Annotated in this window: 15 protein-coding genes; 10 read left to right on the plus strand and 5 right to left on the minus strand. The window is 48.6% G+C overall.

Features of this window, described 5'->3' with window-relative positions:
* Window positions 1-125: 125 nt before the first annotated feature.
* Window positions 126-941: an acyl-CoA thioesterase gene (locus IC617_RS16475; RefSeq protein ID WP_191146083.1), complete on the minus strand. Its 816-nt coding sequence runs from the start codon at window positions 939-941 to the stop codon at window positions 126-128.
* 230 nt (window positions 942-1,171) lie between these two features.
* Here IC617_RS16475 and IC617_RS16480 point away from each other — a divergent pair, with 230 nt between their 5' ends.
* On the plus strand, window positions 1,172-3,454 hold the full coding sequence (locus IC617_RS16480) for a putative bifunctional diguanylate cyclase/phosphodiesterase (protein WP_191146084.1): 2,283 nt from the start codon (window positions 1,172-1,174) through the stop codon (window positions 3,452-3,454).
* Here IC617_RS16480 and IC617_RS16485 read toward each other — a convergent pair.
* The 4 genes from IC617_RS16485 to IC617_RS16500 form a co-directional block, all read right to left on the minus strand.
* Window positions 3,451-3,954, minus strand: a complete 504-nt coding sequence (locus tag IC617_RS16485) for a GGDEF domain-containing protein (protein ID WP_191146100.1) — start codon at window positions 3,952-3,954, stop codon at window positions 3,451-3,453. The genes IC617_RS16480 and IC617_RS16485 overlap by 4 nt on opposite strands.
* Before the next feature lie 9 nt (window positions 3,955-3,963).
* Window positions 3,964-4,734 carry a hypothetical protein gene (locus tag IC617_RS16490; protein ID WP_191146085.1) on the minus strand — a complete coding sequence of 257 codons (771 nt, stop codon included), beginning with the start codon at window positions 4,732-4,734 and terminating at the stop codon, window positions 3,964-3,966.
* A gap of 192 nt (window positions 4,735-4,926) precedes the next feature.
* Window positions 4,927-5,199 carry a DUF1289 domain-containing protein gene (locus IC617_RS16495; protein ID WP_191146086.1) on the minus strand — a complete coding sequence of 91 codons (273 nt, stop codon included), beginning with the start codon at window positions 5,197-5,199 and terminating at the stop codon, window positions 4,927-4,929.
* Between the two features lie 111 nt (window positions 5,200-5,310).
* Window positions 5,311-6,132, minus strand: coding sequence for a substrate-binding periplasmic protein (locus IC617_RS16500; RefSeq protein WP_191146087.1), 822 nt, complete (start codon window positions 6,130-6,132; stop codon window positions 5,311-5,313).
* Window positions 6,133-6,420: 288 nt separating this feature from the next.
* Between IC617_RS16500 and thrS the strand changes: the two genes are divergently transcribed.
* The 9 genes from thrS to IC617_RS16545 all read left to right on the plus strand — a co-directional run bounded on the left by thrS (window position 6,421) and on the right by IC617_RS16545 (window position 13,064).
* On the plus strand, window positions 6,421-8,349 hold the full coding sequence (thrS, locus tag IC617_RS16505) for a threonine--tRNA ligase (protein ID WP_191146088.1): 1,929 nt from the start codon (window positions 6,421-6,423) through the stop codon (window positions 8,347-8,349).
* 3 nt (window positions 8,350-8,352) lie between these two features.
* Window positions 8,353-8,895 (plus strand): translation initiation factor IF-3, encoded by a 543-nt coding sequence (infC, locus tag IC617_RS16510; protein ID WP_191146101.1) that lies wholly within the window; start codon window positions 8,353-8,355, stop codon window positions 8,893-8,895.
* Between the two features lie 99 nt (window positions 8,896-8,994).
* Complete coding sequence (gene rpmI, locus IC617_RS16515; RefSeq protein ID WP_087504852.1) at window positions 8,995-9,192, plus strand: 50S ribosomal protein L35; 198 nt, start codon at window positions 8,995-8,997, stop codon at window positions 9,190-9,192.
* Between the two features lie 12 nt (window positions 9,193-9,204).
* On the plus strand, window positions 9,205-9,561 hold the full coding sequence (gene rplT / locus IC617_RS16520) for a 50S ribosomal protein L20 (protein WP_191146089.1): 357 nt from the start codon (window positions 9,205-9,207) through the stop codon (window positions 9,559-9,561).
* A 145-nt stretch (window positions 9,562-9,706) separates the two neighbouring features.
* Window positions 9,707-10,486, plus strand: a complete 780-nt coding sequence (locus IC617_RS16525; RefSeq protein ID WP_191146090.1) for a TatD family hydrolase — start codon at window positions 9,707-9,709, stop codon at window positions 10,484-10,486.
* Between the two features lie 98 nt (window positions 10,487-10,584).
* Window positions 10,585-11,112, plus strand: coding sequence for a GNAT family N-acetyltransferase (locus IC617_RS16530; protein ID WP_191146091.1), 528 nt, complete (start codon window positions 10,585-10,587; stop codon window positions 11,110-11,112).
* A 2-nt stretch (window positions 11,113-11,114) separates the two neighbouring features.
* Entirely contained in the window at window positions 11,115-11,594 is a 480-nt protein-coding gene (locus IC617_RS16535) for a GNAT family N-acetyltransferase (RefSeq protein WP_191146092.1), read from the plus strand.
* A gap of 148 nt (window positions 11,595-11,742) precedes the next feature.
* A complete protein-coding gene (locus IC617_RS16540; RefSeq protein ID WP_191146093.1) occupies window positions 11,743-12,105 on the plus strand; it encodes a SpoIIAA family protein in 363 nt (120 codons plus the stop codon).
* Window positions 12,106-12,206: 101 nt separating this feature from the next.
* Window positions 12,207-13,064, plus strand: a complete 858-nt coding sequence (locus tag IC617_RS16545; RefSeq protein ID WP_191146094.1) for a transporter substrate-binding domain-containing protein — start codon at window positions 12,207-12,209, stop codon at window positions 13,062-13,064.
* Window positions 13,065-13,193 lie beyond the last annotated feature (129 nt).

Raw genomic sequence — 13,193 nt, forward strand, 5'->3', positions numbered from 1 at the left:
AACAGCAGACAAAGTGGCGCTGAGCATCCATTAAAACTCAGCACCCACACTGGCATACAACATAGCAATGTATCCGATCAATTACCAAGCTAGATAAACCATGAAAAACAAATGGTTAAGGAGTTCTAGTCGAATACAGTGACAACCTGCCGGCTAATTGCAACTAACTCGCCGTAACTATCGTAGATATCCGCTTCGGTATGGCCATAACCATCGGCTGCTTGCCGAGTGCTGGCCTGATAGGCAAACCAGTTATCCGGATTCATGGGGCGATGAGGGTGGATAAACTCCACATTCCAACTCATGGTGCTGGCGGGTGCAGGCCACTTGAGCATTTGCAGTATGGTTGGTGGCCAAGCATCGATTAGCGCAATTAAGTGGGCGTCGGTTAGCTTTGTTGGCGCTTTTTTAAAGCGCATCCAGCCGCCAACATGATGACTTTTGCGACCGGTAAACGGCCACCCGCCATCGCACTTGGCTAGATCCATATGACGCAAAAACTTAGGGGTAACTTTCGGAATTTGCGGGATGAAGTTGGCTTTTGCTGGCGCCATCATGTTGTGTTTACGCCGGTCTTGCACCGCAATCTTGGAGGGGCGGGCAACACCAAATGCCGCTTGGCACATGACCGCCGTGTTGCCGTCTTGAATGATTCGGGCGACTGCTTGCGTGGCATTGCGGCCTTCTCTGAGGATTTCCGCCTCAATAGTAAAGGGTTGCTCCGGGTAGATTGGCCCAATAAAACTGGTGTTAAACGAGCGAAGCATGCGCGGCGATGCTAACTGATTCTCGATTGCGCGGTAAGCCAATGAGGCTGACAAGCCACCAAATAAGGTTCTGCCCTGCGCCCAATCTCGGCTGACAGTCAAGGTCGCTGGTGTGTTGTCGCCTTGAGCATGACGTTGTTCATCGAGCTGGCTGAATAGTTGGTCTATGTGCATCTGATTGGTTTAACGAGCAAAACAGGATGACAACGGTAACAGTATAACTGGTCCGATGTCTAGATGGGCCACATTACGGGTCCGTTTGTCACGGTAGATGAGAACACCTTGGAAGTTTTTTACCAATACGCCGTTCTTATTAGGGTCTGTTGATCTTTTCTGTATGTTTTTGAGCGACTTTATGGTCAACAGACCCTAGTCAACACGGAGCAGTATTCAAGGGGTAAAACATGATTGTCAGTTCCCAGCGTCTGAACTTAAAAGCAAATCTCATTTATGGTTTTGTGCTGGCCATTGGCCTTGGTTTGTCGGCATATGTCTATTGGTCGGTGGATAGCCTGAGAGGTATTTCGACTCGGCTGGTCGACAATCAATTACCCGTGCTACAGACCAGCAATAGTATCGATCACTTACTGGGCGAGCATGAACGCCTGCTGTATGAATACTATGCAACCGTTGATAGTGCGTTATATAGCAATGAAGCGTTAACGGTCGCAGAGCAATTGGCGTCCGCGTTGGATACGTTGGCGATGTATGCCGGTGAGCAACGGGTGATCCCAGTGCGGTTGCATCTGGCTGATATTGAGCGGATTGCCAGCCAACTCCACGACAATCTCAAAGAGCGGCCAATTGATTGGGATTTGGCACGTGCTCAACTGCGCCAGTTAAGTGATGAGCGCCGCGACATTTTACCCTTACTCAGTCAACTCAATGCCATCATCACAGGCGAGGTCAACCAAGGCTATCAACAAAGCCAACAGGCTTTGGCGCAAATGTTTGTTGCCGTGGTGATTTACGGCATAGCGGTGCTGCTGATGGCGATCGCATTGGGCCGCTATGTCAAACGCTATTTGTTATTGAGCGATAGCAATGCTCGGTTGGCTTTGTTTGCGGAGCGTAACCCTAATCCGGTATTGAGCCTTGGTGAGCGTGGCGAAGTGCTCTACCAGAATCCAGCGAGTGCTCAGGTGTTACAACAATTTGATCAGGCCAATGATCCGCTGCAACTGCTGTCACCCGATTTGGGACAACAACTGTTTGATGCCCGAAATAATCCACTGGATAACCATCGTCATGAGCATCAGCTGGCCGATCGCTATTTTAGCTACGAGATCCACTGGCTTGCCGATATGGCTGCGTTCGATATTCACGTCAAAGATATTTCCAAGCAAAAGCGGGCTCAAATGCAATTGATGGATCGCGCTTACCGTAATGATCAGTCCGGCTTGTTTAACCGCTTGCGATTCAATGACGATATCAATCGCGCGATGAGCAATTCCCAAGGGATTAGTTTGGTGTTGATTGAAGTGGCGCAAATGGGCCAATTGCAGGGACATTATGGCCTCAACGGCGCCAGTGCTTGCATCGAAGGCGTGACGCAAGCCTTGATAGAGCAGTTCGATTCGGCCCAACAAGCGGTGCCACTAGAGGCGACTTTGTATCACATCGCTGATGGCAGCTTTGCAGTATTGGCGGCTCATTTAACTGCCGCGCCGGAATTACAATTTCTGGTCAAACACATTGCCAGCCGCTTCCAAGCACCCGTGCCAACGGCGTTGGGACAAATGCGGATACAGGTGCAACTGGGCATTACCGAGCATGCGCCGCAACGCCGGACAGGGCACGACTTATTGCTCGATGCCAAAATTGCTGCCGATCAAGCGTTGCGTAAAGGTGGCGACACCATTAGCTATTTCGATATTGATGTGGGCCAAGCCCACGCCCGCCGAGCCGATCTTGCGCTCAAGTTAGAACAAGCCATCGATAAACAGCAACTCAGCCTTTACATGCAGCCACAGATGGCAATATCCGATGGCTCCCTCAAAGGAGCCGAAGCATTATTGCGTTGGCAATGTGATGGCGAATTTATCTCCCCAGCAGAATTTATTCCTGTCGCTGAGCAAACGGGCTTGATCCTAGCCATTGGCGATTGGGTGCTGGAACAGGCCTGCATGATGACCGCTGAGTATCGCCGCTTAGGCTTAGTGGACTTGGTGGTCGCCATTAATATTTCGCCACGACAGTTTTTACAAAGTGACTTTAGCGCTCGGGTTGAGCAGCTATTAAACCAATACCAAATTCCAGCTTCGGCGATTGAGTTGGAAATCACCGAAAGCACCATTATGGATAATGAGCACGCCGGTATATTGGTACTCAACCAACTCAAAGAGCTGGGGGTTTCTTTGGCTATTGATGACTTTGGTACCGGGTACTCTTCACTAGCCTATCTCAAGCAGTTTCCGGTCAATAAGCTTAAAATTGATCGCAGTTTTATTCGTAATATTGAGCACAACCTTGATGATCAGGCCATCGTCCTAAGCTTGTGTCAGATGGCCCGCAACCTCAAATTATCAGTGCTGGCGGAGGGCATCGAAACGCAAGCGCAATTGGACATGTTGGCACAATTTGATTGTGATGCCATACAGGGCTTTTGGTACAGCCGGCCGCTTGCGCATCCGGATTTTATTCGCTTCACTGAGCCGTCGAGAATCGCTGAGCCGTTACACGATTAATGTTTTTCAACCTCATAATGAACGCGATTTCGGCCATTGGCTTTGGCTGCGTAGAGGTTTTTATCGGCGCGCTCAATGGCTACTTCTATTGGGGTCGATAGCTTATTGATACTAATACCGATAGACACGGTGACTTGCTTGCTCGGCTCTAATTCAAAGTTGTGCTCGCTAATCATCAAGCGGATCTTTTCGGCAACTTTGAGGGCTTGCTCGAGATTGGTCCCCGGGCAGAGCAGGATGAATTCCTCACCGCCCCAGCGACCAAAGCCATCCTGATTTCGGATCATGGATTTGAGGTTTTTCGCTAGTTGTTGCAATACTCGGTCACCATCTGAATGGCCATATTGGTCATTAATCTGCTTAAAGTGATCGACGTCGAACAGCAACAGTGAGTAGATTTTTGAGTATTTATCTTGCTGTTGATAGCGGCTGAAAAAGTTCAATACGCCGCGACGGTTTAGTACTTCAGTTAGTTGATCGAGTTGTGAGCTTTGTTTCAGTTCATATGCCTAGTGGGTCAATTTTTGAATCGCCGTGGCTTTGTCTTTAAACCGTTCTACCAACACCACCATGACGCCGGACACCAGAATAAAGGCCCAGCCGATAATAATGTAAAGGTATAGCTGCTCGCGGCTAATATAGGTTCCGCGCAGGGTTAACTGATTGATTCGAAGATGCTCGACGGCGCCATCAACTGACGACTTGAGCTCAATACCCATGGCAATCACGTTGTCAATGTCAGTGTGGCGGGCATGTCGCGGCAGGTGTTTTTCGAGTACCCACCAGTCGGCCACTTTGATTTCGTCCATTTTGACCACGATCGGTTCATGTAGCTCTTCAACGGGCAGATCGACCATGTTGTACTTAAGGCTATTAAAATCGTCGTTTTTCGAATAAGCGGCGCCGAAATTGCGAAAATATAACCGAAGCTCTTGGCTTGGTCCTTGGTAGTCGACATCGATCAGCATGTCCTGAAAGATGCTTAAATCTTTACCCACATTTGGCTGTTCAGCGAAATAGACTTGCATAATGCAATAAGGGTGAGGCGATTGGGTTGAAAATTGGCATTCCATGGCCTGTTTCTCGTTTTCATCGAGCCAGCGCGCTTCACTGTTGCCGCCAATCAGTTGATCGGACTGCACTTCGAGGCGGTAACTTTCGCCGGGAATCAGTTGTTCACTGAACTGAAAACGTTCGGGATAACCAGCCATTAGTGCGACAGTGGTGAGCATGGCTAGCAAGAGTAGGGCAAGAAATCGGTTGGAACGAAATAAAGGCATTTTTAAAACAATTAACTCTGAGTAACTACTGCATAACGCAGTGGGTCTGTTGTTTTATACCTCCGTGTACACATTAACTTGCATTCATCATACGTGATTTTTCTGGCTTAAATGGTTAAATGATCGTTAGCCAGATCTGGTTTTTTAGTTAATTGTTGGCAATGGAACGAGGAAAGGCGAGCAAGTGGGGCGCTATAGCAAGGTTTGTGAGCCGCCGTTTGGGTTGTGGGATGAGGTGGTGGATGCGTCCTCGGCCTGTTTCTTTTGTGCCCGTTTGCGACGTTGCTCACACAACCTCAACACGTAGAGCTTTTGCGCATCATCAAACTGTTGCCAACTAAAGCGCTCTTCTCGCTTACGAAAACAACCAATGCAATAACCTCGTTCGCCAGTTTGGCAAATGCCTTGGCACGGATTGGGAACATCAAACAGGTGGAGCTGGTCGTGATTTTTTTTCGCGCTCATGGTGTTCGGCACTAATTATTGTCGTTGCAGTCTAACCAGCTGGGATCGGAGCATCAAGCGAAAGCTTGCGGGGGTAAGAAAAAAGCGGGGCTGCGCCCCGCTAGTCAACAATTAAGGCAGTTGGGCAAGCCATTCGCCGTTATCAAACCACTTGCTGCGAAGCTTGGTCATTAAACCGACGCGCTCGTAAGACACCATGAAATTGCGCACTAGGTTGAAAAAGTGCAAATCGCCATGGGGCAGGGCAACGCCAATGGGTTCCATTGACAGCGGTCGTTGCAGTGTCACAAAGTCATCGTTGGGATTACGTAATACGGCGAGCTTGCAAATGGCCATGTCGGCAAATAGCGCATCGACTTTTCGTTCTCGGATCAGCTTAATGGCCTCTTCATAATTGTTCACGCCAACAATTTCCGCTTTCGGAATATTTAGCTGTACCAAGGTCTTACTGGTTGAGCTTTTCAGTGCCGCGACTTTAATTCCTAAGCGATTAAAACCGCCATCCTGCTCAAGCTGTGCCATGCGCTCGCTGGTGGCTAACAATGATTTACCTGACACCATGTAAGGCTCAACAAAACTCACTTGCTTAGAGCGTTGGGAGGTGATCGACATGCCTGAAATGATCATGTCGGCGCGACCTGCTTGCACGGCACTAATGAGCTCCGGAAATGGCACCTTAATGATCTCCAGTTCGACATTCATGGCATTCGCCAGTGCTTGAGCCAAATCGACATCGTAGCCAATGAACATGCCACTGCGGCTGACGACATTAAATGGTGGTTGATCGCCGGTCATGGCAACCTTAACCACACCTCGGTCCAATACTCGATCGAGAATGGGACTCTCGGCATTGGCTTTGGTGACCACGAGCACCGGTAAGGCGATGATAAAAACTAAGATGAGTCGGCGAATAAAGTTAACGGTTGCAGCCATTGTGTTCTCTCCTTGGGGCAGCGCAAAAATAAATAATGTTGAAACTCAATGAATTTTCGAGTGAATTCGATGCATTAACTTATAGACGGTTTACGCCAGAGTGTTGGATATTCTTTTGATGGTGGTTGGCACATGCGGCGCAATCACATATCATTGCTCGGTCCGATTGGTAACGGACACGACATTTTTTCTAAGAAGCCCTTATGGGGCTTTTTTATTTGCACTTTTAATTTACAGAAATAGCAAGTGGCCCTTGGTATGGGTCACCACTGTATTGTAGGAAAACACATGCCTGTAATTACTCTTCCAGACGGTTCTCAACGTAGTTTCGACAAACCAGTTTCGATTATGGATATTGCCATGGACATCGGTCCAGGCTTGGCCAAAGCGTGCATCGCTGGTCGTGTCAATGGTAGTCGCGTCGATGCAGTTGATCTCATTACTGAAGACGCCAATATCGAAATCATCACGGCAAAAGATGAAGACGGTTTGGAAATCATCCGCCACTCTTGTGCCCACTTACTGGGCCATGCCATCAAGCAATTGTGGCCAGATACCAAAATGGCGATTGGTCCGACGATTGATAAAGGCTTCTACTACGATGTTGATCGCGAAGATCCCATCACTGAAGATGATTTGGTCGAGCTGGAAAAACGCATGTTGCAGTTGGCTAAAACCAACTATGACGTGATCAAAAAAGTAGTGAGCTGGCAAGAAGCGCGTGATGCCTTTGAAGCGCGCGGTGAAACCTACAAGATGGAAATCCTCGATGAGAACGTCGCTAAAGACGACCGTCCTGGTTTGTATCATCACGAAGAATATGTCGACATGTGCCGCGGACCACACGTGCCAAACATGAAGTTCTGTCACCACTTTAAACTGATGAGTGTTGCCGGTGCTTACTGGCGTGGCAACAGTGACAACAAAATGTTGCAGCGTGTTTATGGCACCGCATGGGCTGATAAAAAGCAGCTTAAAGCTTATTTGCAACGGCTGGCTGAAGCTGAGAAGCGTGATCACCGCAAAATTGGCAAAACACTCGATCTGTTCCACTGGCAACAAGAAGCGCCAGGTATGGTGTTCTGGCATGCCGATGGCTGGACGATTTACAAAGAGCTGGAAAGCTACATGCGCGAGCAGTTGGTGAAATACGGCTATGAAGAGATCCGTGCACCAATGATCATGGATGTGTCGATGTGGGAGAAATCAGGTCACTGGGATAAATACCACGACAACATTTTTGCTACTGAATCGGAAAAGCGCACCTATGCAGTGAAACCAATGAACTGCCCAGGTCACTTGCAGATTTTCAATCAGGGCCTGAAATCTTACCGTGATTTGCCATATCGGATGGCCGAGTTCGGCATTGTTCACCGTAACGAGCCGTCAGGTTCACTACACGGTTTGATGCGGGTTCGTAGCTTTACCCAAGATGATGCGCACGTGTTCTGTACCGAAGAGCAGATCCAGCAGGAAGTCACTGCCTGTATCGAAATGGTATATGACACCTATAAAACGTTCGGTTTCCACGATATCGATGTGAAATTGTCGACTCGTCCAGAGCAGCGTATTGGTGATGATGCCACTTGGGACAAATCAGAAGAAGCATTGGCCGAAGCGCTTAAAGCCAACAATCTTGAGTATGAAATTCAAGAAGGCGAGGGGGCGTTCTATGGTCCTAAGATCGAATTCACCCTCTATGACTGCTTAGATCGCGCGTGGCAGTGCGGCACCATTCAGCTCGATTTCTCAATGCCAGAGCGTTTAGGAGCCAGTTACGTTGCCGAAGATGGCGAACGCGCGGTGCCAGTGATGATTCACCGAGCAATTCTTGGTTCACTCGAGCGTTTCATTGGAATTTTGATTGAGCAGTACGCCGGTTTGTTCCCAACATGGTTGGCGCCAAAGCAAGCTGTCGTGATGAATATTACTGATAATCAAGCTGATTATGTGAATTCTGTCGTTCAAAAACTCAATTCAGCAGGCTTCCGTGCTATTTCTGACTTGAGAAATGAAAAGATTGGCTTTAAAATCCGCGAGCACACTTTGCGCCGAGTTCCATATTTGTTGGTAGTTGGTGATAAAGAGGTCGAAGAAGGCGAAGTTGCGGTACGCACACGCCGTGGTAAAGACCTCGGAAAACTCAAAGTGGACGATTTTATCGCCTTGTTGGCTAAAGATGTTGCCGACAAGAAGTCTGATTCTGTGGAGGAATAACCTATTAAAGGTGGAAGAAGAGGCCAGCAACAGCAGGCCGCACATCGGATTAATGAGCACATTCGTGCGCAAGAAGTTCGTTTAACCGGTCCTGACGGCGACCAAATGGGCATCGTGTCATTGCAAGAAGCAATGAACGCTGCGGAAGACGCTGGCTTGGACTTGGTGGAAATTAGCCCAAATGCTGAACCACCAGTGTGCCGAGTGATGGACTACGGTAAATTCCTCTACGAAAAGAGCAAGTCTCTTAAAGAGCAGAAGAAGAAGCAAAAACAGATTCAGGTGAAGGAAGTTAAATTCCGTCCTGGAACTGACGAAGGCGATTACCAGGTAAAACTGCGCAACCTGCGTCGCTTTCTTGAAGGGGGTGATAAAGCCAAAGTCACACTGCGTTTTCGCGGTCGTGAAATGGCCCACCAGAACCTTGGCATCGATCTTTTGAATCGGATTAAAACTGATTTGGAAGAGCTGGCCCAATGCGAATCGTTTCCGAGCCGCGTTGAAGGTCGCCAAATGGTGATGGTACTCGCCCCAACTAAGCGGTAATTAGGGCTTACAAGTAATCGAAGCGGCCCGCTCGATGAGCGGGCCGCTTTTATTCGCCTTAATGACTATTTTATTAATCACAATGCGGAGTTGTATTCAATGCCTAAATTGAAGACCAACAAAGGCGCTGCCAAACGTTTTAAGCGTACTGGTAACGGCGGATTTAAACACAAGCAGTCTCACCTGCGTCACATCTTGACTAAAAAGAGCACCAAGCGTAAGCGTCAGCTTCGTGGTAAGCACCAAGTTGAGAAATGTGATGTTGCACAAGTGCAGCGTATGCTGCCGTACGCATAAGGGGAATGACTGATGGCACGAGTTAAACGTGGTGTGATCGCCCGCGCGCGTCACAAAAAAGTACTGAAGCAAGCTAAAGGTTACTACGGTGCACGTTCACGTGTATATCGCGTAGCTTTCCAAGCGGTTACTAAAGCAGGTCAATATGCTTACCGTGACCGTCGTCAGCGCAAGCGTCAGTTCCGTCAACTGTGGATTGCCCGTATCAACGCGGCTTCACGTCAAAACGGCATGTCTTACAGCCGTTTCATCGACGGTCTGAAAAAAGCTTCTGTTGACATCGATCGTAAGATCCTTGCTGATATTGCTGTTTTTGACAAACCAACCTTCACTGCGTTGGTAGAAAAAGCGAAAGCAGCACTGAATTAAGTTCAGGCTACTTAAGCTGTTAAAAAAACGGGAGGCTTGCCTCCCGTTTTTTGTATCTAATTTGTGTCCTAAGCAGGGCTATCCGGTACTTACTCAAACACGTATCATTCAACACCACCAACACTATTACCGATCGAGTTTCATTATGCTGGTTGATTCCCATTGCCACTTAAATCGTCTGAAGTTTAAAGAAGGGGAAACCTTGGATGATGTGGTCCAGTTTGCCCGTTCTCGCGATATTGAGCACATGTTGTGCGTTAGCGTCACGCTTGATGAATTTCCAAGCATGCGTGATGTGGTCGCCAAATATGACGATGTGTCAGTCTCTTGTGGTGTTCACCCGCTGGATTTGGACAAGCCATACGACTTGACGTTGTTACAGCAACTGGCCGCTGACGATGACGTTGTGGCGATTGGCGAGACTGGCCTCGACTACTACTACTCGAAAGATACTATTGCCCTCCAGCAGCAATCGTTTCGTGACCACATTGAGGTTGCCAAAGCGCTTAACAAGCCGTTGATTATTCATACCCGCGATGCTCGCGAAGATACCATCGCGATTTTAAAAGAGCAGGGGGCCGACCGAGTCGGTGGGGTGATGCATTGCTTTACCGAGTCCTTGGAAATGGCACAAGCAGCCATGGAGTTGGGCTTTTACATTTCCTTTAGTGGCATTGTGACCTTTAAGAATGCCGAAGAGCTGCGCCAAGTAGCACAAGCTGTGCCGCTCGATAAGATCTTGGTTGAGACCGATAGCCCTTATCTGGCTCCCGTACCGTATCGCGGTAAACCCAATCAACCGGGTTATGTCAAAGAGGTGGCAGAGTACATTGCGACGTTAAAAGGTGTCAGTTACGAAGAACTGGCAGCGATCACAACTCAAAACTTTTATCGCTTGTTTCCATTAGCCAAAGCCAATCGCTAACTTGTTGATCCCACTAAAGTCCGGTAAAACTGTAACGGTCGTTTAACCTTTTACGCAGGTGAAAGGTTATTTCCCTCACTGGGTAAGAGGACTTTTACATGGGTTTTGTAACTCAACCAGAACGACCGGACGATCACAACCCGATAACCAATATTCATCGGCAGGCTTTCGGACGCGATAACGAAGGCCGCTTAGTTCACCGACTCAGGCGAGAACAACAGCTGTTGCTCTCTTTGGTGACCACCGATGGAGACAAGGCCGTCGCCCACATCGCTTTTAGCCCTGTGACTTTGTCTGGTTCGAGTCGCGCTGCGAGCTTGCCTACAGGCGCGGCATTAGGGCCTGTCGGGGTGTTACCCAGCTATCAGGGAAATGGCTTAGGCCTGCAAATTATTGAAGCTGCTCTAGCCAGTGATGCCATTACTCAAACACCATGGCAAGTGCTTGTTGGCGAGCCTTCGTTGTATGGCCGCTTTGGTTTTGGTGCGGCCAGTCAATATGGTCTTAAGTGTGAATTTCAGGTGCCGCCAGAGTATTTTCTTCTGCGAGTAACGCCTGGCATTGAGCCGCCAGTCTTCGAGCAAGGCGAAACCTTGCACTATCACAAAGCATTTCATTCGGTGTAATCATGATTGCGTTGGCATTTAGCCCCCCTTGCTTGTATCAACGTCGAAATGGGTTTGAACTCACCTCCGATCCGTCACGAATTCAATTTGATTGGCTGCACCGGCAATTGGCTCAACAATATTGGTGCGAAAATATTCCCGCTGACATTCTGCGCACAGCCATTACCCACTCTTGGTGTGTGTCGGTATTTGCCGAAGATGCCCGCCATCAGCAGGTAGGCTTTGCTCGTCTCGTGACTGACTACGCTAGCTTTGGCTACTTGGCTGATGTGTATGTGGCGCCGAGTTTTCGCGGTAAAGGCATCGCGCGTTGGATGGTCGATGCATTCGTCCAGTGCCCTGAGTTGCCTCAATTACAAAAGTGGTTGTTGATCACAGCGGACGGTCACGACATCTACAAAGGAGTGGGCTTTAAGCCGGTCGCTTACCCCCATGCCTTTATGGAAATACGCGGCGTTTCCGACTACCAAGAGCCGCGCTAACGCCGATTGTCCTGGGCGTTTGTTGTAGTCAATCATTGATAGGTTCTGTGATTTGAGCGCGCACTTAGTTATTGATCTTGGTTAACACCTGCCGATAAGATGGGCGCATAATTAACTGGTACGATGAGTTGTTTTCAGGAGGAGCACAATGATTATTGTTCGGGACGATATGCCGGCAGGTTTAATTGCCATGGAAGCGGTCGGTGAGGTTACCAGAGCCGATTATCAGGATATTATTCGGCCGGAGCTAGAACGGGCATTTGCTCACGGTGAGAAAGTTCGGTTTCTTTATATTTTAGGTAGTCAATTCAAAGGGTTTGAGGCGGCCGCATTGATCGATGATGCGAAACTTGGAATCAAGCATTTAGGCGACTTTGAACGTATTGCGGTGGTTTGTGATGTCAAATGGGTGAACCACGCGATTAAGTTAGTGAACGTGGCCACACCGTGCCCTGTAAAACGATTTGCAGTTGAACAACAAACGGATGCGATTAGCTGGCTGCAAGCTTGATTGCCCTTCATCTCCCCAGTTGAAGCTGGTGCAACAACCAAATTTCTGAGGTTGCCTATACTTCATTCGTCAGCAAGATGACTGAAGATTAAGAGGCAAGCATGAAAGTTGTTACATCACTTCTGGTTTTAGCGCTATCGACCCTGTCGACAGCATTTGCTGCGCAGCCGTTGCGCTACAATGCATCGGAGGCTGCGCAAGAACGCTACATAATCGATATTTTGTCGCTGGCGGTGGAAAAATCGGGCGGCAATTATCAACTCCAAGGCACCTCAGAAACTTACTCTGATTCGCGAGTCAGAGAAGAGCTCAAAACGCAGGGAATTGATGTTTACTGGACCATGACATCCAGTGAGCTAGAAAATGAATTCCTACCTGTCCGCATTCCTATCTTCAAAGGTCTGCTTGGCAACCGTATCTTTATTATCAATGCTGATGAGCAGCACAAATTCACTGGCGTTTATAGCCTGCGCGATCTGGCCCAGTTGCAAGCGGGTCAGGGCACGTTGTGGCCAGATACCAAAATTCTTGATGGTGCGGGCTTACCAGTGGTGACCGCGCTGAAATACGAAAGCTTGTTTCACATGCTGGAGGGCAATCGGTTCGACTATTACCCAAGAGGTGTGCACGAGCCATGGAATGAAGTCAATCAGTATGCGGCGCTTAACTTGGCCATTGAACAGGAGTTGATGTTGGTTTATCGGGCACCGATGTATTTCTTTGTCAATCGCGCTAACACTGAGTTAGCGCAAGCGTTAACACAAGGGTTGGAGCGAGCCGTTGCTGATGGCAGTTTCGATCAGGTGTTTTATAGCTCTCCGGTGATCCAAGATGTATTGAATAAAGCCAACATGGCAGGCCGTCGCGTGTTTCACGTCGATAACCCGTTACTGTCTTCTGCCACGCCACTGGACCGCCAAGAGCTGTGGCTTGATGTGGATTCCATACCTCGGCGCTAATCGTTGCTTCGATGGAAATAAAAAGCCCGCTTTCGCCTGTCTCTTGATCACATCTTAGAGTTCAAGAGACTTGGCTAATTCGTACCCTTCAAGGATGGCTTGTAATTTGAGCCATCCTTGCCACAGCAC

The sequence above is a fragment of the Neiella litorisoli genome, from assembly GCF_014773395.1.
Taxonomy (GTDB): Bacteria; Pseudomonadota; Gammaproteobacteria; order Enterobacterales; family Neiellaceae; genus Neiella; species Neiella litorisoli.

Bases quoted from the DNA above. Each gene is read 5' to 3' on its own strand.
- IC617_RS16525 (WP_191146090.1), top strand. From the start codon at position 9,707: ATGCTGGTTGATTCCCATTGCCACTTAAATCGTCTGAAGTTTAAAGAA.
- IC617_RS16545 (WP_191146094.1), top strand. From the start codon at position 12,207: ATGAAAGTTGTTACATCACTTCTGGTTTTAGCGCTATCGACCCTGTCG.
- rplT (WP_191146089.1), top strand. From the start codon at position 9,205: ATGGCACGAGTTAAACGTGGTGTGATCGCCCGCGCGCGTCACAAAAAA.
- IC617_RS16500 (WP_191146087.1), bottom strand. From the start codon at position 6,132: ATGGCTGCAACCGTTAACTTTATTCGCCGACTCATCTTAGTTTTTATC.
- IC617_RS16495 (WP_191146086.1), bottom strand. From the start codon at position 5,199: ATGAGCGCGAAAAAAAATCACGACCAGCTCCACCTGTTTGATGTTCCC.
- IC617_RS16535 (WP_191146092.1), top strand. From the start codon at position 11,115: ATGATTGCGTTGGCATTTAGCCCCCCTTGCTTGTATCAACGTCGAAAT.
- IC617_RS16540 (WP_191146093.1), top strand. From the start codon at position 11,743: ATGATTATTGTTCGGGACGATATGCCGGCAGGTTTAATTGCCATGGAA.
- IC617_RS16475 (WP_191146083.1), bottom strand. From the start codon at position 941: ATGCACATAGACCAACTATTCAGCCAGCTCGATGAACAACGTCATGCT.
- rpmI (WP_087504852.1), top strand. From the start codon at position 8,995: ATGCCTAAATTGAAGACCAACAAAGGCGCTGCCAAACGTTTTAAGCGT.
- IC617_RS16530 (WP_191146091.1), top strand. From the start codon at position 10,585: ATGGGTTTTGTAACTCAACCAGAACGACCGGACGATCACAACCCGATA.
- IC617_RS16480 (WP_191146084.1), top strand. From the start codon at position 1,172: ATGATTGTCAGTTCCCAGCGTCTGAACTTAAAAGCAAATCTCATTTAT.
- IC617_RS16490 (WP_191146085.1), bottom strand. From the start codon at position 4,734: ATGCCTTTATTTCGTTCCAACCGATTTCTTGCCCTACTCTTGCTAGCC.
- thrS (WP_191146088.1), top strand. From the start codon at position 6,421: ATGCCTGTAATTACTCTTCCAGACGGTTCTCAACGTAGTTTCGACAAA.